This is a genomic window from Mesorhizobium sp. M8A.F.Ca.ET.161.01.1.1, from assembly GCF_004792105.1.
Classification (GTDB): Bacteria; Pseudomonadota; Alphaproteobacteria; order Rhizobiales; family Rhizobiaceae; genus Mesorhizobium.
In genome coordinates this window covers 129894-155240 of sequence record NZ_SRTD01000011.1, presented here as the reverse complement: position 1 = coordinate 155240, position 25347 = coordinate 129894, and the positions used below count along the sequence as shown (strand labels likewise).

Sequence of the window (25347 nt, the reverse complement as noted above, 5' to 3'; positions counted from 1 at the left end):
ATTTATGCGAAACGGGTTGGCAGCTCAGCCGCCAACCGTCGCCTGCTTCTGGCTGCCGTCCCGCCGCGAAACATAATCGCGAAAACTGATGCACTCGACATCTGATTTGACGCAGACCTCGCCGGCAAAGCGTTCCAGTGCGTTCCAGTAGGCGCCGTCATTCATCAGTGTGAAGTGGAAGCCGAGTTCCAGCGGAATGCGCTTGCCCTGATATTGCGTGTTGAAGGCGGCGCGGAAGGCCTGGTAGGTGCGGTCGGCGAATTCGCCGGCCTTGCTTGGCCGCTCGAAGCCGCCGGAATGCCGGACATAGAGATTGTAATCCATGGCGATCACCGGCCGTGATTTCGGCCCTTCCGGAATCAGCGGCAGGGAAAAGCGGGTGATGCCGCCGATGGTCGGCGGCAGGGCAGGGCCCTTTGAAACGCCGCTGGCGTCGAACTGATAGCCGGCTGCCGGCAGCGCCTCGTAAAGCGCCTTGCTTGCCGACAGGTAGGGCGCCCGGAAACCCGCCACCGCATGCGCGAAATCGCGCCAGCCCTCGGGTTCGGGCGCAATGCCGTTGATGGCATAGGCGTTTTCTAGAATGTGCTCGAACGAGGCGAATTCCGTCAGCCAGTCGGCCTTGCTCCAGTCCTTGCCGTCGAAATGGCCGCAGGCGTGGCTGGCGATGTCGTGGCCCTCATGGGCGGCGAGACCGATCTGTTCCAGCCGCTCGGCCACGTCCTGCCTGGAGGCGGCAAAGCCGATGTTGGATTTGCCCGCGGTCTTGCCAGGTGCCGCGTATTGGCCGCGTGTCTCGGGCGACAGCAGGAAGACACAGGACAGAAAATAGGTGAAATGCGCCCCGGTGCGCTGGGCCAGCGCCCGGCTACGCTTCCACTGCGAGATGTCGCGGGCACTGTCGAACGAGATGATGACGACCTGCTTCGGCCTCGCTGGTTCTGCTGGCGCGGGCGGGTCGGCCAGGGCCGCGCCGGCGGCGGCGAGCGAGGCAAGCGAAAACGCAATAACACGGGACAGACTGGGCATCGGCAATTTTACAGGCTCCGGGTGGTCAGCAAGCCGGCTATCCCCGAAATGTGGCGCCGGTGCGATTGGGTTTTCGTGGGTTTGCCCCGGGGCAAACATCCGTTTGCCCCCGGGAATAGCCGATTTTCCGGTCGAACCCCTTCCATGCCGACAAAATTTCGCTAAAACGCGGGCTCACGAACGGCCCCGGCCCGGGGCCAAGAATGGTTTTGATCGATGTCCGACGACAGTTTTATCCGTGAAGTCAATGACGAGATGCGCCGCGAGCAGGCGCAGAAGCTGTGGGACCGTTTCGGCCCGGCCTTGCTTGTGATTGCCATCCTGGTGGTGCTCGGTACCGCCGCCTTCGTCGGCTATCGCTATTGGGACGAGACGCGCGCCAACCGCTCCGGCGATGCTTTCTCGCAGGCGTTGAAGCTTGCCAATGACGGCAAGAACGACGACGCGCTGGCCGCGCTCGATCAGCTGGAGAAGGATGGCTACGGCGCCTATCCGCTGCTCGCCCGCATGCGCGCAGCGACCGTCAAGGCCAACAAGGGCGACGTCGACGCAGCCGTCAAGGATTTCGACGACGTCGCCGCCGACACCGCCATTCCCCAGGGCCTGCGCGACATGGCGCGGCTGAGGGCAGCACTCCTGCTCGTCGACCATGGCTCCTTCGCCGACGTGTCCAGCCGTGTCGAGGCGCTGACCTCGGACACCAACACGCTGCGCCACAGCGCGCGCGAGGCGCTCGGGCTTGCGGCCTGGAAGGAAGGCAAGACGCAGGACGCGCTGAAACTGTTCGACCAGATCGCCTCCGATGACGGCGCCCCGCGCAACACGCGCGAGCGGGCGACCTTGATGTCCGAACTGATCCGCGGGTCGGGCAGTGCATCGTGACCTTCAAAGTCGCCATCATAGGCAGACCTAACGTCGGCAAATCGACTCTTTTCAATCGGCTGGTGGGAAGGAAGCTGGCGCTTGTCGACGACACGCCGGGCGTCACCCGTGACCGCCGTGTCCATGCCGCCAAGCTTTACGATCTGCATTTCGACGTCATCGACACAGCGGGCTTTGAGGATGCCGGCGCCTCGACCTTGCCGGGCCGCATGCGCGCGCAGACCGAAATCGCCATCCGCGAGGCGGATCTGATCTTCTTCACCATCGACGCCAAGTCCGGCCTGCTGCCCGATGACAGGACCTTTGCCGAGATCGTGCGCAAATCCGGCAAACCGGTCGTCCTCGTTGCCAACAAGGCCGAGGCGAAGGGCGCGCAAGGCGGCATGCTGGAGGCCTGGGAACTCGGGCTTGGCGAGCCGATCCCGGTTTCGGCCGAGCACGGCCAGGGCATGCCCGACCTGCGCGACGCCGTGATCGAAGCGCTTGGAGAGGCGCGCGCCTTCGGTGAAGACGAGGACAGCGAAGACGAAGAAGCCGCCATCAACGAAGTGCTGATCGGCGAGGACATCGCCGATCCGGATGCCGAGCCGGCCTATGACGATACCAAGCCGATGCGCATCGCCGTCGTCGGCCGTCCTAACGCCGGCAAGTCGACGCTGATCAATGCGCTGATCGGCGAGGAACGGCTGCTGACCGGACCGGAGGCGGGCATCACCCGCGATTCCATCTCCGTCGACTGGGACTGGCGCGGCCGCCGCATAAAACTGTTCGACACGGCCGGCATGCGCCGCAAGGCCAGGATCCACGAAAAGCTGGAAGTGATGTCGGTGCAGGATGGCCTGCGCGCCATCCGTTTCGCCGAGATCGTCATCATCGTGCTCGACGCCACCATTCCCTTCGAGAAGCAGGATCTGCAGATCGCCGACCTGATCATCCGCGAGGGGCGGGCACCGGTAATCGCCTTCAACAAATGGGACCTGATCGATAACCCGCAGGAGCTGTTGGCCGAACTGCGCGAGAAGACCGAGCGGCTGCTGCCGCAGGCGCGCGGCATCCAGGCCGTGCCGGTCTCGGCCGAGACCGGACGCGGCCTCGACAAGCTGATGGATGCGGTGCTGAGGACGCACAGGGTCTGGAACAGCCGTGTTTCCACCGGCAAGCTCAACCGCTGGCTCGAGGCCATACTGGCGCATCACCCGCCGCCCGCCGTTGCCGGGCGCCGGTTGAAGGTCAAATACGTCACCCAGGCCAAGACGCGGCCGCCGGGTTTCGTGGTCCAGTGCTCGCGGCCGGACGCGATGCCGCAGAGCTATGTCCGCTATCTCTCCAACAGCCTGCGCGAAGCCTTCGACATGCCGGGCGTGCCGATCCGCATCGCGTTGCGCACCTCGGACAATCCGTTCGCCGGCCGGGCCAAGAAGCGCGGCTGAGCCTCGGCGCTCGTGCTGATCAGGCCGCGGCACGCAAGCCGGCGGTCCGCGTATTTTCCGGCAGGGCCTGCCGCGCCGCCTCCAGTAATATGTCGGCAAGGCGGGCCGCCACGGGCTCGGGTTCGGCATCCCGACGATGCAGGAACAGCGCCATCTTGGGCAACGCCGGCAGGCCGGCGATCTCGGGCTTCATCGCACTGACGCTGGCCGGCAAGCCGATGTCGGTGCGGATCGTCAGCCCCAGCCCCGCGGCGACAGCCGCCCAGATGCCACCCAGACTGGGGCTCGAGAAGGCCATGCGCCAGGGCAGCCCGGCGCGGTCGAGCGTTTCAGTCGCGACCGTGCGCAGCAGACATGGCGCTTCGAGCGCCACCAGCGGCAGTGGCTCGCCGTCGCGCAGGCTCGTCTCGATGCGCTTGGCCGGACCGATCCAGCGCATCGGAACATCGGCGACGTGCTCGCTATAGGGCAGCGTCTGGCCACAGTGCCAGGCAAGCGCGATGTCGAGGCTGCCTGACATCACCCTTTCGGCGAGGTCGTGGCTGCGCGCGATCCTGGCCTCGATCTTGACCTTGGGATGGGCTCGGGCAAATCGGCCCAGCACGTCCGGCAGCACGGCCTCGCCGAAATCCTCCTGCAGACCGAGCCGCACCCAGCCTTCCAGTTCGACGTCATGGATGGCCGCCGCCGCTTCGTCGTTCAAATCGAGCAGCCGGCGCGCATAGCCGAGCATGGTCTCGCCGGCCTCGGTCAGCGCCAGGCCGCGCCCCACTTTGCGGAAGATCGGCGTCGCTGCCTGTTCTTCCAGTTTCTTCAATTGCGCGCTGACCGCCGAGGTCGACCGGCCAAGCCGGTCGGCGGCCTTGGCGAAGCTGCCCAGCTCCATGCCGGTGACGAAACTTCTGAGGACGTCGAGGTCGAATGTCACCCGTTGCAACGTAATGTCCTGTTTTTCAGGATTGATCGTCAAAAACTTCCTTATTTTAAGGACGGATTTATGGCGATAGAGAGATGCCGTCAAGGCCTGAGACACCGGCCCGCAACGGGAATGAAATCATGTCCGCCATCGACTGTGCCGATCAACAGCCACCACAAATCCTGCAAGGCAGCGCTGCCAGCCCTGCCGGCCGAGTGTTCGGCCCCAACCACCGCTGGAAGGTCCTGGGCATCGGGGTTGCCGCGAATGCCGGTTTCTCGGCCACTTTCTCGGGCATACCGGCAACGGCGGTCGTGCTTCGCCAGAGCTATCACTTGAGCAATGCCGAACTTGGCCTGGCGCTCGGCCTGCTTGGGCTGGGCGTCGCGCTCAGCGAATTGCCCTGGGGTCTGCTCACTGACCGCTGGGGGGATCGCCGCGTGCTTCTGATCGGTCTCGGCGCGACGGCGGCCTGGCTCCTGGTCATGGCGATGCTGGTCGTGCCGACAAGATCAGGCATTCCCGATGTCATGCTGCTGGCGGCAAGCCTGCTCGTCACGGGGCTGCTCGGCGGCAGTGTCAATGGTTCGAGCGGCCGCGCCATCATGGCCTGGTTCAGGGAGAATGAGCGCGGTTTTGCCATGAGCATCAGGCAGACGGCGGTACCGCTCGGCGGCGGCCTCGGCGCACTCGTCCTGCCTTCGCTTGCCCTGGCTTTCGGTTTTGCCGCGGTGTTCGGGCTTCTGGCGGCGGCATCCGCCCTGTCCGCACTGTTTGCCTGGCGTTGGCTGCACGAACCGCCGCCGGCGGGTGAAGCCCACGCCGTCTTATCGGATGGACCGGCTCCGTTGCGCAACATCGAGGTCTGGCGCATCTCGACCGCGATCGGCTTGCTCTGCTTTCCGCAAGTGGCGGTCCTCACTTTCGCGTCGGTGTTCCTGCACGACTTCGCCGGGCTTGGCACGACGGCGATCAGCGCGAGCCTCGTCGCTGTACAGGTCGGCGCCATGGTCATGCGCGTCTGGAGCGGCCGCTTTACCGACCGCCACGGCAACCGCCGTCAGTTTCTTCGCTTGTGCAGTGCGCTCAGCGCGCTGGCCTTCGTCGTGCTCTGGGTGCTGGTTCTGGCCGTTCCCGCTATGCCTGCCAGCCAATCCTTCCTGCTCGCCGTCCTGCCCTTGGTGCTTGTTGTTGCCGGCATCTCGGTCTCCGCCTGGCACGGCGTTGCCTATACCGAACTTGCCACGCTGGCCGGTGCCGGCCATGTCGGAACGGCACTCAGCCTTGCCAACAGCTTTGTCTTCGTCGGCTTCTTCCTCGTCCCGGTGGCCATTCCAGGGCTGCTGCACCTCTGGTCATGGCCCGGCGTCTGGCTGTCGGCCGCCGCCTGCGCCCTGGTTGCCTGGCCGGTCTTCCTGAAGCGGGCCTGAGCGCTCCCGCCGCAAAACCGCCGGACTTCGAAGCCACGACCTCCAGCCGGCTGAGAAAACCCGACCGATCCCGTTAACGTCCCATCAAGGTTAATGCATCATTTTGCTCTCCAGTGGGGTCAGTAGCGTTCCTGGAGAGAGTTCCGTGCATCGACGTGTCTTGACGCGGCTGGCCGCCGCCGCCGGTGAGAAGAAACGCGGCCTTGTGTCTCCGTTCATCATCGGCCTCGGCATCTGGATCGGCTTTCCGACCGTCGCCGCCTACCAGGACATGACAAGCCTTGTATCCGGCCTCGAAGCGCCGACCGCCCGCTGGAACTCCTATGTCGAGAAATCCGTCGCCGGCTCGGTCCACGCCGCCGAGATGCCGTTCGTCGATTCCGACGTCACCGGCTCGATCTCGGGTTCCGGCGTTCGCCTTCCCGGTATCGGCTCCGTCTCGTTCCGCGGCAAGGGCGGCAAGGTCAGCGGGTCGCCCGACGAGGATCGTGTCGTGCGCGCCGACAAGAAGGGCCGCATCGTCCAGGTCTCTCCGGTAGCGCCGCCGAAGAACTTCAATGCAGGCTCGATCTTCCAGCGGACCTCTTCGCTGATGCGGCCGAGCATGGACAGCGACCTGAAAATGGCCTTCGCCAAGCCTCAGATCAAAGGCAAGGAAATCCTGATCGCCGCCGCATTCCACGCGCGTGAAGACAAGAAGCCGGATCCCGGCGTGCCGGCCATGCTCGCCGCCCTCGTCAACAACGACCACCCCGATGTGCTGGCGACCGCCTACGCACAATCCGAGCCGGACTACGCCAAGGCTTCACCCTTTGAAGCCCTGCTTCAGGACGAGCAGTCCAACAGCGGCCGCTTCATTCCGCCGATGGCCAAGGGCGACCATGCCTGGATCCAGAATCCGCTTCCGGCCAGCGTCTTCTCCAAGCCGGAGCAGAAATGCCTGGCCAACGGCATCTATTTCGAGGCACGCGGCGAAACCGTGCGCGGTCAGGCCGCCGTCGCCCAGGTTATCCTCAACCGGGTCCGCAATCCCGCCTATCCCAATTCGATCTGCGGCGTCGTCTACCAGAACGACAGCTGGTTCAACCGCTGTCAGTTTTCATTCGCTTGCGACGGCAGAAAGAAGCGCATCGACAACCCCGTCGCCTACAAGACCGCGCAAGACATCGGCATGGCCGTCACCGCTGGCAAGATCTTCATTCCGGAGGTGGGATCGTCAACACATTACTACGCCAACTATGTCCATCCCGGCTGGGCGCGCACGATGCAGAAGATGACCAAGATCGGCCTGCATATCTTTTACCGGACCTATGGTGGCGGCTGGAGCTGAGCCGACCGCCGGGCGCCTCTCTTTTCGGGCGGTCGCACGGTCGATCGGAGAGCCATTGCCCGGGGGATTCGCGCAACGCATCCCTCCGATCGCCGCGGGCACGATGTCGCACCTTTCTAATCCTTTGATTTTACTATTTAAAATACACAGCGCGGAACTTCCCTCCGTGGCTTGACGGGCGCAAACCCTCTAACTATGTTGCCGGCGACTTTAGAAGCGGACGGACGGTGACGGTCTGCCCGGGCAGGGGGGTTGCGATGGCCGAGAAAAAAGGGCCAGACGGAACCGGAGAAACCGGCCGCGGCAAAGAGCATGACGCCGAAATCCGCGACGACGATCTTGAGCGACGTCGGCGTGAACTTGGAGCATCGCTTGCGACAAGGCTGCCGAACCGGCTCGAGGGGAAAGACGACGCGAAACCAGTGACCGGATACGGTCAGGCGATCAAACTATCCAGCGAGTTTATCGCCGGGGTGGTCGTGGGCGCCGGCATCGGCTGGATCATCGACCGTATGGCGGGGACATCGCCGTGGGGTCTGATCGTTTTCCTGCTGCTTGGTTTTGGCGCCGGCGTGCTCAATGTCATGCGTTCGGCTGGCGTTGTGGCGGAATTCGGACAAGGCGCGAAGCCGCGCCGTGACCGGGACGACGGCAAATGACCGCCCTTCAGGTGGCATTTGGAAATAGCCGCTTCCATGCGGCAAGGTAATTTTGGCCGTACGCGGCATTGACGGGGTTTGAACGTGGCAGCTGACAAGGTCGATCCGATCCACCAGTTCCATATCAACAAGCTGATACCGATCGAGATCGGCGGCTATGACCTGTCTTTCACCAATTCCGCCCTGTTCATGGTCGCCACCGTGGTTGTCGCCGCGGCGTTCCTGTTCCTGACGACGTCGAGCCGCAGCCTGGTTCCAGGCCGGCTGCAGTCGGTCTCCGAAATGGCTTATGAATTCGTCGGCAACATGCTGCGTGACGCCGCCGGCACGCAGGGCATGAAGTTCTTCCCCTTCGTGTTCTCGCTGTTCATGTTCGTGCTGGTCGCCAATCTGCTCGGCCTGTTTCCCTATTTCTTCACGGTCACCAGCCACATCATCGTCACCTTCGGCCTCGCGGCCCTGGTGATTGGAACCGTGGTGGTCTACGGCTTCATGAAGCATGGTCTTGGTTTCCTCAAGCTGTTCGTGCCGCATGGCGTGCCGGTGTTCCTGCTGCCGCTGGTGGTGCTGATCGAGGTCATTTCCTTCGTGTCGCGCCCGGTCAGCCTCTCGGTTCGTCTGTTCGCCAACATGCTTGCCGGCCACATCACGCTCAAGGTTTTCTCCGGGTTCGTCGTCAGCCTCTCCGCGCTGGGCGCGGTCGGCGTGGCGGGTTCGATCCTGCCGTTGGCTATGGCGGTGGCGCTGACGGCGCTTGAACTGCTGGTCGCCTTCCTGCAGGCCTACGTCTTTGCCGTATTGACCTGCATGTATCTCAACGACGCCCTGCATCCCGGGCACTGAGGCAAGAGTTCCGGCCAAGAGTTTTCAACATTGGTGCCGGATGAAATCGCAACGGAATTTTCAGATCCAAAGGAGTTGAACAAATGGACGCAGAAGCAGCAAAGTACATCGGCGCCGGCATCGCTTGCCTGGGCATGGGTGGCGCGGGCATTGGCCTGGGTAACATCTTCGGCAGCTACCTCTCGGGCGCGCTGCGCAACCCTTCGGCTGCCGACGGCCAGTTCGGCCGCCTGATTTTCGGCTTCGCCGTGACCGAAGCTCTGGGCATCTTCTCGCTTCTCATCGCGCTGCTGGCCCTGTTCGGCTGAGTACTGAGAAGATTGGACAGGCCGGCCGCGCAAGCGGCGGGCCTGATATCTGGGGATAGTCCATGTTCGTGACATCTGCCTTCGCGCAAGAGTCCGCGCCATCAGCCGACACCAGCCACGCTGCGACCGGAGGCGACACGCATTCCGGCACCAGCGTGCCTGCCGAAGCGCACGGCACGTTTCCGCCATTCAATCCGGAGACGTTTCCGTCGCAGCTTCTGTGGCTGGCGATCACGTTCGGGCTGTTCTACCTCTTCCTGAAGCGGGTCGTGATGCCGCGCGTCGGGGGCATCATCGATGTCCGCAACGACCGCATCAGCCAGGATCTCGACCAGGCTGCCAAGTTGAAGGGCGAGGCAGACGCCGCCGTTGCCGCTTACGAGCAGGAACTGGCGGAAGCCAAGAAGAACGCGAACTCGATCGGCCAGCAAGCCAACGATGCGGCCAAGGCGGAAGCCGATACCGCGCGCAAGAAGATCGAGGCTGCGCTCGATGGGAAGCTTGGCGAGGCCGAGGCACGCATTGCTTCCATCAAGGCCAATGCCATGAAGGAAGTCGGCAGCATTGCCGAGGATACCGCTTCGGCGATCGTCGAGGCACTCGTTGGCGGCAAGGCCAGCAAGGCCGAGATCGCGGCCGCGGTCAAATCCGTGGCCCGGTGAGGAGCGCATCATGGACGCTACATCTCTCGCAACGCTCTGGGCCACGATTGCCCTGATCATCTTCCTGGCCATCGCCGTCTACATCAAGGTGCCCGGCATGATCGCCAAGGCGCTCGACGCCCGCGCCGCCAGGATCAGCAGTGAGCTCGACGAGGCCCGCAAGCTGCGCGACGAAGCCCAGCAATTGCTTGGCCAGTACAAGAAGAAGCGCAAGGAAGCCGAGCAGGAGGCTGCCGACATTGTCGCGGCCGCCAAGCGCGAGGCCGAACTGCTGGCCGCCGAGGCCCACAAGAAGACCGAGGACTATGTCGCCCGGCGCACCGCGCTTGCCGAACAGAAGATCGGCCAGGCCGAGCGCGAAGCGATCGGCGAAGTGCGCGCCAGCGCCGTCGACATCGCTGTCGAGGCGGCACGTGCATTGCTCGCCGCCAAGGTTGACGCCAAGGCAGGAGCCGATCTGTTCAAGTCCGCGCTGCAGGATGTGAAGGCCAAGCTGAACTGAGCTGACAACATCAAGCAAATCAAAGCCGTCCGGGAAACTTGGCGGCTTTTTTTGTACGGTGCGTTGACGCCACCAATCTCCCCTCATGGGGAGATGCCCGGCAGGGCAGAGGGGGGCGCGAAGGATCGCCGGCGTTCGATTCTTTATCCGTCGCACCGGCTGAGAAGTATCCGGCGAATCTGATCGCAATGAACTGACAGGTCGGCGGGACAGCGCCCCCTCTGTCCTGCCGGACATTTCCCCCCCCGAGGGGGAGATCGGCTGTAGTTCGGCGCCGCTTTCGCCTCACTCCAGCCCGGCCAAGCTCTCTTCCTCAACCACCTCGACACCCCCAAGCCTGAACGGCGCAAACGAGGTGCGGTGCAGCCGCGCCACCGGCCCGTGCGCCTCGATCGCCGTGCGATGCCGGGCCGTGGCGTAACCCATATGGACTTCGAAGCCGTAACGATCGTGATGATTGCCGCAGCCACACATCATGCGGTCGCGCATGACCTTGGCGACGATCGAGGCGGCGGCGATCGATTGCGAGCGCTGGTCGCCCTTGATCAGCGCGCGCCCTTCGCAGGGCAGTCCCGGGGGCACGTCGCGCCCGTCGGCGAGCGCGAGTTTTGCCTGAACCGGCAGCCCGACCAGCGCGCGGCGCATCGCTTCGAGGCTCGCCTTGAGGATGTTGCTGCCATCGATACCCTCCGCGCTGATCGACGCCATCGAGACGCCGAGCGCGGAACCGAGGATGCGCAGGAACAGCGCTTCGCGCTGCAAGTGGCTAAGCCGCTTTGAATCGTCGAGTCCTTCGGGAATGTTGGCGGGGTCGAGCACCACTGCTGCCGCGACGACCGGACCCGCCAGCGGGCCACGGCCGGCTTCGTCCATCCCCGCGACCGGCCACAAACCATCGGCCATCGCCTTCGTCTCGAAGGAGAAATCGGGTTTCTCGACGATCTCGAAGAGAAGCGGAGAATCAGAACGCGCGCGAGCCATGTTGCGGCGAGGTTCGCATCGGCTCCGATTCTCCGCAAGTCCCTCCGGGTCGGGTGGGGCGCCGGACCGGGAGGGCACCGTCTGCAGGCCGGGGCAGGCCGGACGGGATTATTGGCCGCAGCGGTCATGAACAGCCGCGGCGATTTTCAATTTTCAGAGCAGCATCAACTGCTCCTGGTCCTTGCCGGCGGCCACGAACTGGTCAGTCCGCAACGTGCGTCGCTCCGCATTGAGGCCGAGCCGCTTGGCGGTGATTTCGAAGCGCCGGCCGATCTGCCAGGCATAGGGGCCGGCGCCCTTCATGCGCTTGCCCCATTCCGAATCGTAGTCCTTGCCGTCGCGCATCGAACGGATCAGCGACATGACGTGGCGATAGCGGTCGGGATAGTGGCGCAGCAGCCAGTCCTTGAAGATCGGGCTGACCTCCAGCGGCAGGCGCAGCACCACATAGCCAGCTTCACGCGCTCCGGCATGGTGTGCCGAGTCGAGGATGCGTTCCATCTCCTGGTCGGTCAGGCCCGGAATGATCGGCGCCACCATCACCGAAGCCGGAATGCCGGCATCCGAAAGCTGCCTGATCGCTTCCAGCCGCTTGGTCGGCGTCGAGGCGCGGGGTTCCATCGTCCTGGCCAGCATGCGGTCGAGCGTCGTCACCGACAGCGCCACCTTGGCGAGCCCGCGCTCGGCCATGCGCGACAGAATGTCGATGTCGCGCACCACCAGGGCCGATTTGGTGACGATGCCGACCGGATGACCGCGTGCCTCCAGCACTTCGAGGATCTCGCGCATGATCCGGTACTGCTTCTCGATCGGCTGGTAGGGATCGGTGTTGGTGCCGATGGCGATGGTGCGCGGCTGGTAGCCGTCCTTCGACAACTCCTTGTCGAGCAGGCGTGCCGCGTCCGGCTTGGCGAACAGCTTGGATTCGAAATCCAGGCCCGGCGACAGGCCCATGAACGAGTGTGTCGGCCGCGCGAAGCAATAGACGCAGCCGTGCTCGCAACCGCGATAGGGATTGATCGACCGGTCGAAGGAGATGTCCGGCGATTCGTTGCGGGTGATGATGGTGCGCGGCTTCTCCACCTGCACCTCGGTCTTGAACGGGGGCAGTTCCTCCAGCGAACTCCAGCCGTCGTCGAAGACATGTCGGCTCACGGGTTCGAACCGGCCGGACGGATTGATGCCTGCCGACCGGCCACGGTTGCGGTCCGGACGGACCCGCATGCCGCTCTGCTCGATCATCGCGTTGGCCATTTCGGCTCGTCCTGCTCCGAAGGCTGCAATGTCGGCGCGCATGATCGGTTCCATCTTCGCCCGCTCCCAGGGACTGTCCATGTTCTGTCGAATCGCTCTGCTCATGGAAATTATTCCTATTTTGTTGATGAGAACAAAGCAAGAACTTTTTATGGTGCGGCGCAAAAACTGGCGTCGGTCGGCGCTTTCCGCTATTCGGCTCATGATGCTCAGTGTTCTCATCGAAACGCATAATGACGAGGAGGGTCTCGCCCGCACGCTGGCGACGCTGATCGGCGGCGCGGTCGAGGGCGTGGTGCGCGATGTCGTCGTCTGCGACACCGGCTCCACCGACCACACGCATCGCGTGGCCGACCATGCCGGCTGCCACTATGTGGGGAGCGGCGGCATCGCCGCTGGCATTCGCCAGGCCAAGGGTGACTGGCTGCTGTTTCTCGAACCGGGTGCGAGGCTGGTGGAGGGTTGGATCGACGCGGTTGTCGCCCATACCGCCAGGCAGACAATGGCCGCCCGGTTCTCGCGGGCGCGGGGCAGCCGTCCGCCGTTCCTGGCCCGGGTCTTTTCGGCAAACCGTGCGCTCGCCGACGGCCTGGTGATCAGCAAGCGGCAGGCGGCATCTCTGTCCAAGAATGCCGGCAGCGCCGAGGCGTTGGCGCGCGGTCTGGCGACAAAGAAGCTCGACGCCGAGATCTGGGCGGCGCCGCCGAGGCAGAGGTGATTTTTTGCGGCTGCTCTGTCCATTGTGCGTTGCACAAAAACTGACGCGCGGGTAACTTTCCGACAAGGCGGGTGAATTGGGTTTGGGTCATGCCGGAACGGCAGGCTCCGACATTGCGTCGGCGCTGCATCATACCCTTGAGGATCCCCATGAACCTTTCGACCACTGACAAGTCCGGCACTGCCAGTCTCGAGGCCATTGCACGCAATGGCAGCCTGCTGCGCCGCATCGCCGTGCGCATCCCGACCTATCTGAAGGACCTGCGCGAAAACCCTGCCTGGCTGCCGATGTTCGTTCTGGCGCGTACCATGCCCGGGCGCCGGATGCATTGGCTGGGCGCGAAGCGCGCTCGTCCGGCCGACAATGCCGGGGACACGATGTTCAGGGGCGTTCAGCGCGAGGCCGTCGTCGGCGCGTTGCGGTCGGACGGGCTGTTCTCGGGGCTGATCCTGCCGCCTGATATCCACGAGGAGATTGCCAGCTTCGCCCGGCGCACGCCCTGCTACGGCAATTTCGACCGCCGGCTCGAATTCGTGCCCGGCGAACATGCCGAAGCCGAAAAGCGCCTTGGCCGCTCATTGCTGAGCGGCCATTATTTCGAACGCATCCTCGACTGCCCGGCGGCACTCGCCATACAGCGCGACCCGCTGCTGCTCGACATCGCCGCGCACTATCTCGGCGCTCAGGCGAAACTCATCACGACACGCGTCTGGTGGAGTTTTCCTACCGGCGAGGCGTCCGACGCCGACAAGAACCTTGCCTCGCTCGGCAAGTATCATTTCGATCTCGATGACTGGCGGATGTTGAAATTCTTTTTCTACCTCAAGCCCGTCGACGCCGAGACCGGTCCGCATGTCTATGTCAGGGGAAGCCACAGGCGCCGCGCCATAAGGCATCAGCTCACCCTTCTCGTCGGCCATCCCGCCAAGGATGTGCTGGACGTGTATGGCGAGCAGAGCCCGGTGACCCTGACCGGAGAGGCTGGCCTCGGCTTCGTCGAAGACCCCTTCGGTTTCCACATGGGCACGGTGCCGGCACGCACGCCACGGCTGATGATGGAAGTTGGCTTCGGCGTCTCCAAGCCGTCGCGCCGTCGTTTCCATGGCGAGCCGGTCATCCGCTGAAGGCAGGTCAGGCGAAGCTCATCTCGACCGGCATCCAGCGAAGGCGACGCCTGGCTTGCCGCTCAGCTCTGTTTTCCCAGTCGAAGTCGACCAGGACCGATTCTCCGGTGAACGCCCTGTGATCGTCCAGGGCGTTGACGATCAGGATGGCCCTGGCCTCGTCATTTTCCCCGGCGATCGCGGCGGCATAGACGCCGCATTCTCGGCAAATCAGATAGTCGGCGGTCTCCAGTCCGAACCGGTATTTGCGCAATCGCCTTGCGTCCTTGACCGAGATGATCAGCCTGCCGTCAGGATCGGCGACGGCGCGCGCGCCATGCTTTGTGCAGAACGAGCATTGGCAGGCGCGGACTTCGATTTGCGATGGATCCAGCTCGGTCGAAAATCGCAGGCGTATATTGCCGCAATGGCACCCACCAGTGTGCATGGTTCCAGTTTGCACGGCCATATCTGCCTTCTCGTGAACGGTAGGGATCGCCCACGAAGATACTGTCTCCGGCATCCGGTTTGGAATGGCCGTTCGAAGGCGCCCGGCGCTGTTCTGCCTGGCGAACACGGCGTGAAGTCGGCACTTTGCCTAGGCTTTTTAAGGGGCTGATTTGCCGCGCCGCAGATGTTCGTCCAGGCGCGGCATGATCTCGACGAAGTTGCAAGGCATGTGCCGGTAGTCGAGCTGTGCCTCGATGATGCCGTCCCAGGCGTCCTTGCAGGCACCGGGCGAGCCCGGCAGCACGAAGACGAAGGTGGCGTTGACGACGCCGCCGGTCGCCCGGCTCTGGATGGTCGAGGTGCCGATCTTGTCGTAGGAGATGCGGTGGAACACTTCCGAAAAGCCGTCCATGCGCTTTTCGAAAATCGGCTCCAGCGCCTCGGGCGTCACATCGCGGCCGGTGAAGCCGGTTCCGCCGGTGGTGATCACGACGTCGATGGCCTTGTCCCGCGACCACGCCAGGACGGTGTCGCGGATCTTTTCGCGGTCGTCGGTGACGATGTCGCGGCCGGCCAGGATGTGGCCGGCCGCGGTGATGCGATCGGCCAGCGTCTGGCCGGACTTGTCCTCGGCGAGGCTGCGTGTGTCGGAAACCGTCAGCACCGCGATGCGCACCGGAATGAAGGCACGGCTCTCGTCAGTCCTGGCCATCTCACTCAGCCTCCGATGCCATGCTGCGCGTTGCCGCGACGAACCAGTCGGGCTGGCGGCCGCGGATCTCGGCCGCCGCGCGCTTGGCGACATTGCCGGTCTCGAACAGGCCGAAGCACGTCGCGCCCGATCCGGACATTCGTGAAAAACCCGATCCAGCCTTATCAAGCCATGAAAGCGCCCTGCCTATGGCGGGCTGCATCGCAAGGGCTGGCTGCTCGAGATCGTTGCGGGTCACCTCCAGCCAGTTGCGCAGGCTGTGAAACTCGATGCTGCGCGGCAGCGGCGGCAGTGGCTCATTGTCGCGACGGGACAGTGAAGCGAAGATTTCCGCTGTCGAGACGGGCGTTCCCGGATTGACCAGCACCAGACCCAGCGCCGAAAAATCCGGCACCATCGACAGCTCCTCACCGATGCCGCGCGCCACCAGCGGCTTTGCCGCCAGGCACATCGGCACGTCGGCGCCTAGCGAAAGACCGATCCGCGCCAGCTCGGTGCTGTCGATGTCCAGGCCCCAGCTCTCCGCCAGCCCGCGCAGCACGGCCGCCGCGTCGCTCGACCCTCCGCCCACGCCGGACGCGACCGGAAGGTTCTTTTCGAGCCTGATGGTCACGGGCGGCGTGCTCCGAATGCCGGCGGCCTGCCGCAACGCATCGCGTGCCTTCAGCACCAGATTGCCGCCATCGAGCGGGACGTCCGCCGCATAGCGGCCGGACACGCTGAAATCGTCGGCTTCAGCCGGCGCGATCTCGATCCTGTCGCCAAAGCGCGTGAACACAGCCAGGCTTTCGATGAGATGGTAACCGTCGGGGCGCCTGCCGGTGACGTGCAAAGCAAGATTTATCTTGGCGGGTGCCGCCCAGGTCCGGACACGCGGACCGGATTCCACAGTCTCTATTGCGAGTGAAATGAGGGTCAGTCCTTGGCCAGCCGGTATTCGCCGGTCTTCGGATCCTTGACCAGCGTTCCCATCGCGCCGTTGGCCGCCTGTTTTTCGGTCCGCCGCACCTTGGCCGTCACGCGCTCGGCCTCGCGCAGGAAGGTGCGGTAGCCGAAATAGGCGGCGACGCCGACGACGGCGAAGAAAATGAGCTGCGGCATGTCAAAACTCCTACCACGCTGGGCCGGTAAGGGCGGCCGGTCGGGTCTTTCGGGCAACCATGCTAGACGCTTTCATGGCTTTTTCAAAGCCCGAAGCGCGCCCACAATGCGCGCTCTTCCGCCGCATCGATGACGCCGCTGGCGGCAGCCGCGGCGATATCGGGCGCTGAAAAGCCCTTGTTCGAGCCGAACAGGCCGAAGCGGCCGAGGAAACCGCGCGGCGCCGAGACCAGCCTGAGCTGGGTCTTCGGCCCGAAGCGGGTCTTCAGCACCGTGCGCATGTCGCCGAGTGCATCCACGAGGCCGAGTTCCAGGCCTCGCTTGCCGGTCCAGAACAGCCCGGTGAACAGATCCGGATCGTCCTTGAGCTTCGTGCCGCGCCGCTCCTTGACCAGATCGATGAAAGTCTCGTGCACTTCGAGCTGCAGCGCTTTCAGCCGCTCGACGTCTTCCTTCTTCTCCGGCTTGAACGGGTCGAGCACCGCCTTGTTCTGGCCGGCGGTGTGGACGCGCCGCTCGATGCCGATCTTCTTCATCAGCTCCGGAAAACCGAACGAGGCCGACACCACGCCGATCGAGCCTACGATGGACGATGGGTCGGCGAAGATCTCGTCGCCGGCGACAGCGATCATGTAGCCGCCGGAGGCCGCGACATCCTCGACGAAGACCAGCACTTTTTTATTCTTCTCGACCGCAAGGTCATGAATGCGCTTGAAGATCAGTCGCGACTGCACCGGCGAGCCGCCGGGGGAGTTGATCGAGATCGCGACCGCCGGCGCGTCGAAGGAAAACGCTTTTTCGATCAGTCCGGCGGTGGAAGCAAGCGACAGGCTCGGCCGGAACTGGCCGCCGCCGGCCATGATGGTGCCGTGCAGCCGGATGACCGGAACGGTGACGACGGTGGAGCGCCAGGACTTCGGCAGCAGACGGTTGAAAAGACGTTTCACGATGACGTGGTCTCCGGCGGTGGTTGCAGGCATGTAGGGATTTCCCGGCCAACGGCAATGTGCAGGGCCGCGAACAGCTCAATCTCCGAACAGCGAGGCGAGCCCGTTGGTGATCATTTCGCTGCGCTCGTCGGGGCCGTTGCCCGATCGCGCGTGAAGCATCAGGGGCGGACGGATGGCGAGCTTTCCCCGTGCCCCAAGTGCTGCCCGCACGACAATGCGGATTGCCGCTGCGTCCGGGCGAGGGTGCACGGCGAGCATCTCGGCTTCGCCGAAGCGGCCTGAAATCGCGTCGAGAATGGAGCCGAGCTGTTCGGGCCGGGCGATGACGGCAAGTCCGCCGCGCGGCCTGACAACCGCCGCCGCGCTGCGGATCCAGTTTTCGAACAGCCCGTCCTCCATGACATGGGCTTCCTTTCTTAGCTGCTCGGGAGTGGCGCGGTCCCGTGCGGCGTTGAAAGGCGGGTTCATGATGACGAAGTCGAAATCATTGTCGGCAAGGCCGGCGGCGGCCCGGGCCCGACCCGACACGGTGACATCGGCCACAAGCACGGCCGCGCGATCGCTGAGATGTGCATTGCCGGGATGGGCAAGCGTGGCCGCCGCGAAGGCCGCCATCTCGGGCGCGCGTTCGACCAGCACAGCCTGGGCGCCCGGACAGCGCGACAGCACCGCCAGACCGGCAGCACCGGCGCCGGCTCCGAAATCGGCGAGCCGTCCGCCAAAGGAGGATGGCACGGACGCGGCCAGCATCATCGCATCCATCCCGGCGCGATGGCCGCCATGCTTGGGCTGCACCAGCCAGAACCGGCCGCGGTGGAAGGCATCGACCGTATGGGCCGGCGCATCCGTGGCAAGGGCGGCTGGCGCGGCCGACATTATTTCCCCCGGATCTCGTTTGCGATGCCGGCATCGGTCAGGATGCGGCGCGCGGCGTCGGCCTGGTCGGCATCGACCATGACGCGCCGCGGCAGGATACCGAGCGAGCCGTCGAGCACGCTCATGTTCTGGTCGGCGACGAAGCAGCCGATGCCGGCATCGCGCATCAGCGATTCGACAAAGGAGATGATGACGGCGTCGTTGGTGCGGATGAGTTCTATCATCGCAAGAAACTCGCAGGTTGCAGCGTGCATGTAAACGTGCGGCCGCATTCCCGCATTTCCCGGCGTTGACACGCTGTCGCCGCCGCCGCGCCAATTCGCCACTTGCCGTGCCCGTGTCCGCCGCCCTAGAGTCCATGCCGGGACTAAGGGTGCCGTCGCACGCGTTATACCAAGACGGGAGTGATTGTCGTGGGTGTCGTTCTCAACATTGAAAACGGGAAGCGGGAGCCCGCCTCCATCAAGGATCTGATCGATCTGACGGCGACCGATATGGGGCGCGTCAACGAGCTGATCCTGTCCAAGGCCGGCTCCGACGTCGAGATGATTCCCGAGGTTGCCAACCACCTGATCTCGTCCGGCGGCAAGCGGCTGAGACCAATGCTGACGCTGGCCGCGGCGCAGATGTTCGGCTATGCCGGCGAAGGCCATGTCAAGCTCGCCACTTCGGTCGAGTTCATGCACACGGCCACGCTCCTGCACGACGACGTCGTCGATGAAAGCGGCATGCGGCGCGGCAAGAAGACCGCCCGCATGATCTGGGGCAACCAGGCCAGCGTGCTGGTCGGCGATTTCCTGCTCGGCCAGGCCTTCCGCATGATGGTCGATGTCGGCTCGCTCGAAGCGCTCGACATCCTGTCGAGCGCCGCTTCGATCATCGCCGAGGGCGAGGTGATGCAGCTTGCCGCCGCCAAGAACCTCGAAACCACGGAGGACGAGCACTTCGCCGTCATCAAGGCCAAGACCGCCGCGCTGTTTTCGGCCGCCGCCGAGGTTGGCCCGGTCATCGCCCAGGCGACCCGCAACGATCGCGCGGCGCTGCGCTCCTACGGCATGAATCTCGGTCTTGCCTTCCAGCTCATCGACGACGCGCTGGACTATGGCGGCACCAGCAAGGATCTCGGCAAGAATGTCGGCGACGATTTCCGCGAGGGCAAGGTCACCTTGCCGGTCATCCTCGCCTACCGGCGCGGCAGCAAGGCCGAACGCACCTTCTGGAAGCGCGCCATCGAGGACAATGTCACCGATGACGCCGGACTGGAAAAGGCGATCGGCCTGATGACCCGCCACGGCGCCATTGCCGACACCATCGGGCGCGCCCGCCATTTCGGCGAGATCGCCCGCGACGCGCTGGCGCCGCTGGAAGAGACGCCGCAGAAATCGGCGCTGGTCGACGTCATCGACTTCTGCATCAGCCGGGTGAACTGAGAAGACCGGCTTTCACGGGGCACCTGCCGGCTGCGCTAGAGGAAAGACGCCTGTGAATTCGCCCCCGCCGTCTCGACAAGCGGCCTTGCCGCAAATTATCTATAAATCATGGCAAAGGGCACGGACGACACCATAGCGGTGCGCATCAGCAAGGTACTGGCGGACCGCATCATCTCCGGCGCGATCGAGCCGGGGGCGAGGCTGCGGCAGGATCATGTCGCCGAGGAATTCAACACCAGCCATGTCCCCGTGCGCGAGGCGTTCCGCCGCCTCGAGGCGCAGGGCCTGGCCGTCAGTGAGCCGCGCCGTGGCGTGCGCGTCGCTGCCTTCGATCTGGGCGAGGTCAAGGAAGTCGCCGAAATGCGGGCCGCACTCGAAGTGCTGGCACTGCGCCACGCCGCGCCGCACCTGACTTCGGCCATTCTCGACCAGGCCGAGGAGGCGACCAAGGCCGGCGACAAATCCCGCGACGTCAGGTCGTGGGAGGAGGCCAATCGTGCCTTTCACCGGCTGATCCTCGCACCATGCGGCATGCCGCGCCTGCTTGCCACCATCGACGACCTCCACGCGGCAAGCGCCCGCTTCCTGTTCGCGGCATGGCGCTCGGAATGGGAGACGCGCACCGATCAGGACCACCGGGCGATCCTCGCCGCCTTGCGGCAGGGCAACGCCGAATCGGCCGCGGCAACACTGGGACGGCATGTCCAATGGATTGGTCGCAAGCCGATCAGGACAGCGTCCGGCGCCACGCGCGAAGCTTTCGCGATCGTGGGTTAAGCGACCTTTTCCGAGCTCAGGCTTGCCAAAGATCCAAAAATGTGGATTCGATAATAGATCGAATGCAGAAATTATCTATAATTTTGGATCGATTGAAGGGAAGCCTATGACCAACCTCGCATTCTCGTCCGCAAGACCGTCCTTCAGCCCGCTGCGCCTCCAGCAGCGATCGGTCGGCTGGCAGGCCGGCGCCGTCGTGCTTGGCACGCTCTTCCTGGCGCTATCCTCCTACATCGAGGTGCCGATGGTGCCGGTTCCGGTGACCATGCAGACCTTCGCCGTGACGTTGATCGGCGCACTCTATGGCTGGCGGCTTGGCGCGGTGACGATCGCCGCTTGGTTGGTCGAAGGCGCTGTCGGCTTTCCTGTCCTGGCCGGGGGAGCTGCCGGCATGCAGCACTTCGTCGGCCCTACGGGCGGCTATCTCTTTGCCTTCCCGGTTGTCGGCGCACTTGTCGGCTGGCTGGCCGAACGCGGCTGGAACGGTAACAGGGTGGTGCTCGCCTTTATTGCCATGCTGCTCGGCAACCTTGCCTGCCTGGTGCTCGGAACGGCCTGGCTTGCCGTCATGATCGGCGCCGAGAAGGCCATCACCCTCGGCTTCGTGCCGTTCATCGTCGGCGGATTGCTGAAGTCGGCGCTTGGCGCCGCGACGCTGATGGCGCTTCCGCGCGGCAAGATGAACCTGCCGACGCCGTGACGATCAGGCTTCGCGCCCATCATCTCCTTTGCCTGCTCACCTATGTGGGCAAGGGATACAGTCCCGCTTTCACCGCCAATTATGACGGGATCGCGGAGCGCCTGAGCCGGGGCGAGGACATCCTCCTCGTTTCCGGACCGGACGACATCTGCGCCCCGTTGCTTGGCGAGCCGGATCCGCACTGCTTGCGCGACAGCGCGGCCGGGCGAGACCGGCAGGCAAGGGATGACGTGGAAGCGCTGCTGGCTCGGCCGATCCGTGACGGCGTCCGCCTCGATCTCGATGCCACGATCCTGATGCGGCTACGGCAGGCGTTTTCGGCCGGCCACGTGCGCAAGGCTTGCGTGGGCTGCGAATGGAACGGGCTGTGCGGCGCGGTGGCAAGCGGTGGTTATCGCGATACGCGGCTGCAACGGCCTGTTGACGCGCAAAACTGTCCCATTTAGCCATGGTTTGTTAATCGGGTGACCCGATTGTGAATTTCGGGTAGATTGAAGCGCGACCCCAAAAAGGCCATGCTTTGCCCGGAAAGATCGAGTCTGGGTCGATCCCGCTGATGCGGAGATGGCGCCTGGCTGAAAGGGATATGATGCAGCAAGGACGTGCGCGCTGGCTGACAAGGCTGGCAATTGTGACGGGCATGGCGATCTCGGCTTTGCCGGCCTATGCCAAGCAATCAACCGAACCGGTCAAGATCTCGTCGTTCTCGGGCGCCTACCTGGCTGCCCGGATCGCGGAAGGCGACAACGACCTCGACAGCGCCATCGCGTACTACAAGCAGGCCTTGGCTTTCAATCCGAGCGACACCGCGCTGCAGCAGAGCCTGATGCTGTCGCTGATCGCGCAAGGCCGCTTCGACGAGTCGCTGGTCTATGCCGACAAGCTCAAGGAAGTGCCCGATGTCGAGCGCTTCTCGCGCCTGGCGCTGGCGGTCGATTCCTTCCACAAGAAGGATTTCACCAAGGCGCAGTACTGGCTCAAGCTGTCGCTGGAATCCGATCTTGACCGGCTGATCTCCGGCGTCATGTCCGGCTGGGCCGAACAAGGTGCCGGCCAGGCCAGCGAAGCGATGGCTTCGATCGACAAGCTGCAGGGGCCGGACTGGTTCGGCCTGTTCAAATCCTTCCACCGCGCCCTGGTCGCCGATGCCGCCAACATGCCTGAAAAGGCGGAGGCGATCTACGCCGCGACGATGCAGGATACCGCCGCCGGCGGTGCGGCGCCTGAAACCTGGATGCGCAACGCGCAGGCCTATGCCTCATTCCTGGCCCGCAAGGGCGACAAGGCCAAGGCGATCTCGGTGCTCGACCAGGCCGAGGCGTTTTCGCCGGGCAAGCTGGAAATCGTCGCCTTGCGCGCCAGGATAAGCAAGGGCGACAAGATCGCGCCCTTCGTGTCCGGTCCGTCCGACGGTGCTTCCGAAATCCTGCTCGATCTTGCCACCGCGCTCAACCGTGGCGGCGGCGAGCCATTCGTGCGCCTCTATTTGCAATATGCCTTGGCCCTGAAGCCGGACAGCGACGCGGCCCTCGTGCAGCTCGCCGCCGTCGCCGAACAGTTGAAGGACGGCGAAGGCGCCATCGCGCTCTATCGGCGTATCCCCGACTCTTCGCCGCTGAAGGAGATTTCGGACCTGCAGCTTGGCCTCAACCTTGCCGATCTCGACCGCCATGACGAGGCGATCACGCATCTCAAGGCCTTCGTCGAAGCCCATCCCGACGACATGCGCGCCTATCTGGCGCTCGGCGGTGTCTACTCCTCGAAGGATGATTTCCGTTCCGCCGCCAATCTCTACGACAAGGCCGTCGAGGTGCTGAAGACGCCGACCGCTGCCAACTGGAACATCTTCTACCAGCGCGGCATCGCCTATGAGCGGCTGAAGGAATGGCCGAAAGCCGAGCCGAATTTCCGCAAGGCGCTGGAGTTGCAGCCAGACCAGCCGCAGGTGCTGAACTATCTCGGCTATTCCTGGGTCGACATGAACACCAACCTGAAGGAAGGCCTGGAGATGATCCAGAAGGCCGTCGATCTCAGGCCGAGCGACGGCTACATCGTCGATTCCCTGGGTTGGGCCTATTTCCGCCTCGGCCGCTTCGATGACGCGGTGCGCGAGATGGAACGCGCGGTCTCGCTGAAGCCGGAAGATCCGGTTCTGAACGACCATCTGGGCGACGCCTATTGGCGCGTCGGCCGCAAGCTGGAAGCGACTTTCCAGTGGAACCAGGCCCGCGACCTGAAGCCCGATCCCGATGTGCTGGCCACCTTGCAGCAGAAGCTGATGAAGGGCCTGCCGCCGATCGAGTCCAACACGGCGCAGGAAACCCCGAAGGTCAAGCCAGAGCCGGTTCCCGCCCCGAAGGGGTGAAAATCGCCTTTTTGAAATGCGAACGGGGCTCTTCGGAGCCCCGTTTTCGTTGGAAAGGCGCATGGCGTTCCCAGTAGACGCGGCGACGCGCTGGAGCGTCCTCAGAACATCTTTCGATAGACGACGAAGCCCGAGCGTTCGCCGACCTTGTCATAGAGCTTCATCGCCGTGTGATTGGTTTCATGCGTCAGCCAGTACACTCGGCCGGAACCGGCCGCCCGGGCGCGCTCATAGACGCCTTCGATCAGCGCCCGGCCGATGCCTTTGCCGCGCGAGGCCTCGTTGGTGAAAAGGTCCTGCAGATAGCAGTTCGGTGCGATCGCCGTCGTGCTGCGGTGGAACAGGTAGTGGACGAGGCCAAGCAACTGGCTCCCGCTTTCGGCGACCAGCGCATGGACCGGCTCGTAGGCGTCGAAGAAGCGCGACCACGTCATTGCGGTGATGTCGCTCGCCAGCGCCATCTCGCCCGAACGGCCATAGAACGCGTTGTAGCCGTCCCACAGCGGCAGCCACTGCTCGAAATCGTGGCGCGTGACGGGGCGGATGATGATCGGGTTGGACATGGCTCGACCTGCTGTGCTTGACGCGGATGCTTTGTCGAATTGGATCGCGGACCGTGGCGGCGGGCAATGGGCCAGTCGCTGGGCAACGTTTCAACATAGTCCGGCATGCTCACCGCGGCTCGCATCGGACGCGCCTTGCTTGACGCTTCGCCGCCGTGTCTCTAGGACGTGGCCGCAAGCTAGCCTGTGTCGCCGAGGCCATCGTGACGATTGAAATCCCAGCCCATATGCACCCCAGCCGCTCGTTCCAGGGGCTGATCCTGACCTTGCACAATTATTGGGCCGCCTATGGCTGCGTCATCCTGCAGCCCTATGACATGGAGGTTGGCGCCGGCACGTTTCATCCGGCAACGACGCTGCGCGCACTCGGGCCAAAGCGCTGGAACGCGGCCTACGTCCAGCCTTCGCGCCGTCCCAAGGACGGCCGCTATGGCGAGAACCCCAACCGGCTGCAGCATTACTATCAGTACCAGGTGATCCTGAAGCCCAATCCGCCAAACCTGCAGGAGCTCTATCTCGGCTCGCTGGCGGCGATCGGCGTCGACCCTCTGCTGCACGACATACGCTTCGTCGAGGACGACTGGGAAAGCCCGACGCTAGGCGCCTGGGGCCTTGGCTGGGAATGCTGGTGCGACGGCATGGAAGTGTCGCAGTTCACCTATTTCCAGCAGGTCTGCGGCATCGAATGCGCGCCGGTGGCGGGCGAACTCACTTACGGCCTGGAGCGCCTGGCCATGTATGTGCAGGGCGTCGACAATGTCTACGACCTCAACTTCAACGGCCGCGAAGGCGCCGACAAGGTCACCTATGGCGACGTGTTCCTGCAGGCCGAGCAGGAATATTCGCGCCACAATTTCGAATACGCCAACACGGCGATGCTGCTGCGGCACTTCGAGGACGCCGAAGCCGAGTGCAAGGCGTTGCTCGAGGCCGGCGCGCCGGCATCGAACGACAATCTGCCGATGCACAAAATGGTCTTTCCAGCCTACGACCAGTGCATCAAGGCGAGCCACGTCTTCAACCTGCTCGATGCGCGTGGCGTGATCTCGGTCACCGAGCGGCAGAGTTATATCCTGCGGGTGCGTAATCTGGCGAAAGCCTGCGGCGAGGCGTTCCTGAAAACGCAGGCCGGTGGATTGGCGGCGGCCTGAGTCTCAAGCGCCGTTGATCATTTCGAGGGAAGCGCTGATCGGCGGCAGGATCTGGCCGCTCGGACCAGACATCGTCCGCAGCGCCTGCCGCACGCCCGGCATGGAGAAGGCGCCGTGGGCCTGCGCGGTGAAGCAGGCGCTGAGCGCGAGGATTTGAAGAAGTCTGGATGCCGTTTTCATCGTCGTTCAGCCAATAGTTCTCTGCCTGAGCGTGGGTCGCTTCAG

30 protein-coding genes are annotated in these 25347 nt (G+C 64.2%); 17 read left to right on the top strand and 13 right to left on the bottom strand.

The features are described 5' to 3' along the window. Positions 1-24 precede the first annotated feature (24 nt). Positions 25-1029, bottom strand: coding sequence for a polysaccharide deacetylase (locus tag EN804_RS24555; RefSeq protein WP_127281116.1), 1005 nt, complete (start codon positions 1027-1029; stop codon positions 25-27). Positions 1030-1245: 216 nt separating this feature from the next. Between EN804_RS24555 and EN804_RS24550 the strand changes: the two genes are divergently transcribed. After that, the gene (locus EN804_RS24550; RefSeq protein ID WP_127281117.1) at positions 1246-1911 is read left to right on the top strand and encodes a tetratricopeptide repeat protein; all 666 of its coding nucleotides are present in this window, start codon (positions 1246-1248) and stop codon (positions 1909-1911) included. Continuing rightward, positions 1908-3341, top strand: coding sequence for a ribosome biogenesis GTPase Der (gene der / locus EN804_RS24545; protein ID WP_135881555.1), 1434 nt, complete (start codon positions 1908-1910; stop codon positions 3339-3341). The genes EN804_RS24550 and der overlap by 4 nt, the downstream gene beginning before the upstream one ends. Positions 3342-3360: 19 nt before the next feature. Here the strand turns inward: der and EN804_RS24540 are convergent, their stop codons facing one another. Beyond that, a complete protein-coding gene (locus tag EN804_RS24540) occupies positions 3361-4278 on the bottom strand; it encodes a LysR substrate-binding domain-containing protein (RefSeq protein ID WP_127873155.1) in 918 nt (305 codons plus the stop codon). A gap of 119 nt (positions 4279-4397) precedes the next feature. Between EN804_RS24540 and EN804_RS24535 the strand changes: the two genes are divergently transcribed. The 7 genes from EN804_RS24535 to EN804_RS24505 all read left to right on the top strand — a co-directional run bounded on the left by EN804_RS24535 (position 4398) and on the right by EN804_RS24505 (position 9991). Then, positions 4398-5687 carry an MFS transporter gene (locus EN804_RS24535; RefSeq protein WP_135921568.1) on the top strand — a complete coding sequence of 430 codons (1290 nt, stop codon included), beginning with the start codon at positions 4398-4400 and terminating at the stop codon, positions 5685-5687. A gap of 145 nt (positions 5688-5832) precedes the next feature. Further along, positions 5833-7017: a cell wall hydrolase gene (locus EN804_RS24530; RefSeq protein WP_127281074.1), complete on the top strand. Its 1185-nt coding sequence runs from the start codon at positions 5833-5835 to the stop codon at positions 7015-7017. Between the two features lie 257 nt (positions 7018-7274). Further along, entirely contained in the window at positions 7275-7676 is a 402-nt protein-coding gene (locus EN804_RS24525; protein ID WP_127281075.1) for an AtpZ/AtpI family protein, read from the top strand. A gap of 84 nt (positions 7677-7760) precedes the next feature. Beyond that, positions 7761-8519: a F0F1 ATP synthase subunit A gene (locus EN804_RS24520; protein WP_027142301.1), complete on the top strand. Its 759-nt coding sequence runs from the start codon at positions 7761-7763 to the stop codon at positions 8517-8519. A gap of 83 nt (positions 8520-8602) precedes the next feature. Next, on the top strand, positions 8603-8827 hold the full coding sequence (locus tag EN804_RS24515) for a F0F1 ATP synthase subunit C (RefSeq protein WP_013896722.1): 225 nt from the start codon (positions 8603-8605) through the stop codon (positions 8825-8827). Between the two features lie 62 nt (positions 8828-8889). After that, a complete protein-coding gene (locus EN804_RS24510; RefSeq protein ID WP_127280807.1) occupies positions 8890-9489 on the top strand; it encodes a F0F1 ATP synthase subunit B in 600 nt (199 codons plus the stop codon). A gap of 10 nt (positions 9490-9499) precedes the next feature. Continuing rightward, entirely contained in the window at positions 9500-9991 is a 492-nt protein-coding gene (locus tag EN804_RS24505) for a F0F1 ATP synthase subunit B (protein WP_127280808.1), read from the top strand. A gap of 285 nt (positions 9992-10276) precedes the next feature. On the opposite strand, the gene EN804_RS24500 is transcribed toward EN804_RS24505, so the two are convergent. Next, positions 10277-10972: a ribonuclease HII gene (locus tag EN804_RS24500; RefSeq protein WP_127280809.1), complete on the bottom strand. Its 696-nt coding sequence runs from the start codon at positions 10970-10972 to the stop codon at positions 10277-10279. Positions 10973-11125: 153 nt separating this feature from the next. After that, on the bottom strand, positions 11126-12280 hold the full coding sequence (locus EN804_RS24495; protein WP_023771004.1) for a PA0069 family radical SAM protein: 1155 nt from the start codon (positions 12278-12280) through the stop codon (positions 11126-11128). A gap of 151 nt (positions 12281-12431) precedes the next feature. Between EN804_RS24495 and EN804_RS24490 the strand changes: the two genes are divergently transcribed. Beyond that, the gene (locus tag EN804_RS24490; RefSeq protein WP_135921592.1) at positions 12432-12944 is read left to right on the top strand and encodes a glycosyltransferase; all 513 of its coding nucleotides are present in this window, start codon (positions 12432-12434) and stop codon (positions 12942-12944) included. Positions 12945-13093: 149 nt separating this feature from the next. Continuing rightward, positions 13094-14068 (top strand): hypothetical protein, encoded by a 975-nt coding sequence (locus tag EN804_RS24485; protein ID WP_135865281.1) that lies wholly within the window; start codon positions 13094-13096, stop codon positions 14066-14068. 7 nt (positions 14069-14075) lie between these two features. On the opposite strand, the gene EN804_RS24480 is transcribed toward EN804_RS24485, so the two are convergent. From EN804_RS24480 to EN804_RS24450, 7 genes are all read right to left on the bottom strand, one after another. Continuing rightward, on the bottom strand, positions 14076-14516 hold the full coding sequence (locus EN804_RS24480) for a hypothetical protein (protein ID WP_127277524.1): 441 nt from the start codon (positions 14514-14516) through the stop codon (positions 14076-14078). A 138-nt stretch (positions 14517-14654) separates the two neighbouring features. Then, positions 14655-15209: a molybdenum cofactor biosynthesis protein B gene (gene moaB / locus EN804_RS24475; RefSeq protein ID WP_135865283.1), complete on the bottom strand. Its 555-nt coding sequence runs from the start codon at positions 15207-15209 to the stop codon at positions 14655-14657. A gap of 1 nt (position 15210) precedes the next feature. Beyond that, on the bottom strand, positions 15211-16098 hold the full coding sequence (locus tag EN804_RS24470; RefSeq protein WP_135865285.1) for a 4-(cytidine 5'-diphospho)-2-C-methyl-D-erythritol kinase: 888 nt from the start codon (positions 16096-16098) through the stop codon (positions 15211-15213). 26 nt (positions 16099-16124) lie between these two features. After that, positions 16125-16310, bottom strand: a complete 186-nt coding sequence (locus tag EN804_RS24465; RefSeq protein ID WP_127277518.1) for a hypothetical protein — start codon at positions 16308-16310, stop codon at positions 16125-16127. Positions 16311-16393: 83 nt separating this feature from the next. Beyond that, positions 16394-17257, bottom strand: a complete 864-nt coding sequence (locus tag EN804_RS24460) for a S49 family peptidase (RefSeq protein ID WP_127277532.1) — start codon at positions 17255-17257, stop codon at positions 16394-16396. A 78-nt stretch (positions 17258-17335) separates the two neighbouring features. Continuing rightward, positions 17336-18136: a methyltransferase gene (locus tag EN804_RS24455; protein ID WP_127873083.1), complete on the bottom strand. Its 801-nt coding sequence runs from the start codon at positions 18134-18136 to the stop codon at positions 17336-17338. After that, positions 18136-18360 (bottom strand): DUF2007 domain-containing protein, encoded by a 225-nt coding sequence (locus EN804_RS24450; RefSeq protein WP_015318845.1) that lies wholly within the window; start codon positions 18358-18360, stop codon positions 18136-18138. The genes EN804_RS24455 and EN804_RS24450 overlap by 1 nt, the downstream gene beginning before the upstream one ends. 189 nt (positions 18361-18549) lie before the next feature. Between EN804_RS24450 and EN804_RS24445 the strand changes: the two genes are divergently transcribed. From EN804_RS24445 to EN804_RS24425, 5 genes are all read left to right on the top strand, one after another. Continuing rightward, positions 18550-19566 carry a polyprenyl synthetase family protein gene (locus EN804_RS24445; RefSeq protein WP_127277514.1) on the top strand — a complete coding sequence of 339 codons (1017 nt, stop codon included), beginning with the start codon at positions 18550-18552 and terminating at the stop codon, positions 19564-19566. Positions 19567-19674: 108 nt separating this feature from the next. Further along, on the top strand, positions 19675-20343 hold the full coding sequence (locus EN804_RS24440; protein WP_127277512.1) for a GntR family transcriptional regulator: 669 nt from the start codon (positions 19675-19677) through the stop codon (positions 20341-20343). Between the two features lie 106 nt (positions 20344-20449). Beyond that, on the top strand, positions 20450-21043 hold the full coding sequence (locus tag EN804_RS24435) for a biotin transporter BioY (protein WP_127277510.1): 594 nt from the start codon (positions 20450-20452) through the stop codon (positions 21041-21043). After that, positions 21040-21489: a DUF1284 domain-containing protein gene (locus EN804_RS24430; RefSeq protein WP_127873084.1), complete on the top strand. Its 450-nt coding sequence runs from the start codon at positions 21040-21042 to the stop codon at positions 21487-21489. Before EN804_RS24435 ends, EN804_RS24430 begins: the two co-directional genes overlap by 4 nt. Positions 21490-21632: 143 nt before the next feature. Beyond that, a complete protein-coding gene (locus tag EN804_RS24425) occupies positions 21633-23408 on the top strand; it encodes a tetratricopeptide repeat protein (protein ID WP_127873085.1) in 1776 nt (591 codons plus the stop codon). Between the two features lie 101 nt (positions 23409-23509). Here the strand turns inward: EN804_RS24425 and EN804_RS24420 are convergent, their stop codons facing one another. After that, on the bottom strand, positions 23510-23971 hold the full coding sequence (locus tag EN804_RS24420) for a GNAT family N-acetyltransferase (RefSeq protein WP_127873086.1): 462 nt from the start codon (positions 23969-23971) through the stop codon (positions 23510-23512). Between the two features lie 203 nt (positions 23972-24174). Here EN804_RS24420 and EN804_RS24415 point away from each other — a divergent pair, with 203 nt between their 5' ends. Continuing rightward, complete coding sequence (locus tag EN804_RS24415; protein WP_127873087.1) at positions 24175-25122, top strand: glycine--tRNA ligase subunit alpha; 948 nt, start codon at positions 24175-24177, stop codon at positions 25120-25122. Between the two features lie 3 nt (positions 25123-25125). Here EN804_RS24415 and EN804_RS37320 read toward each other — a convergent pair whose 3' ends face one another. Continuing rightward, positions 25126-25302 (bottom strand): hypothetical protein, encoded by a 177-nt coding sequence (locus EN804_RS37320; protein ID WP_189521882.1) that lies wholly within the window; start codon positions 25300-25302, stop codon positions 25126-25128. Between the last annotated feature and the right edge of the window lie 45 nt (positions 25303-25347).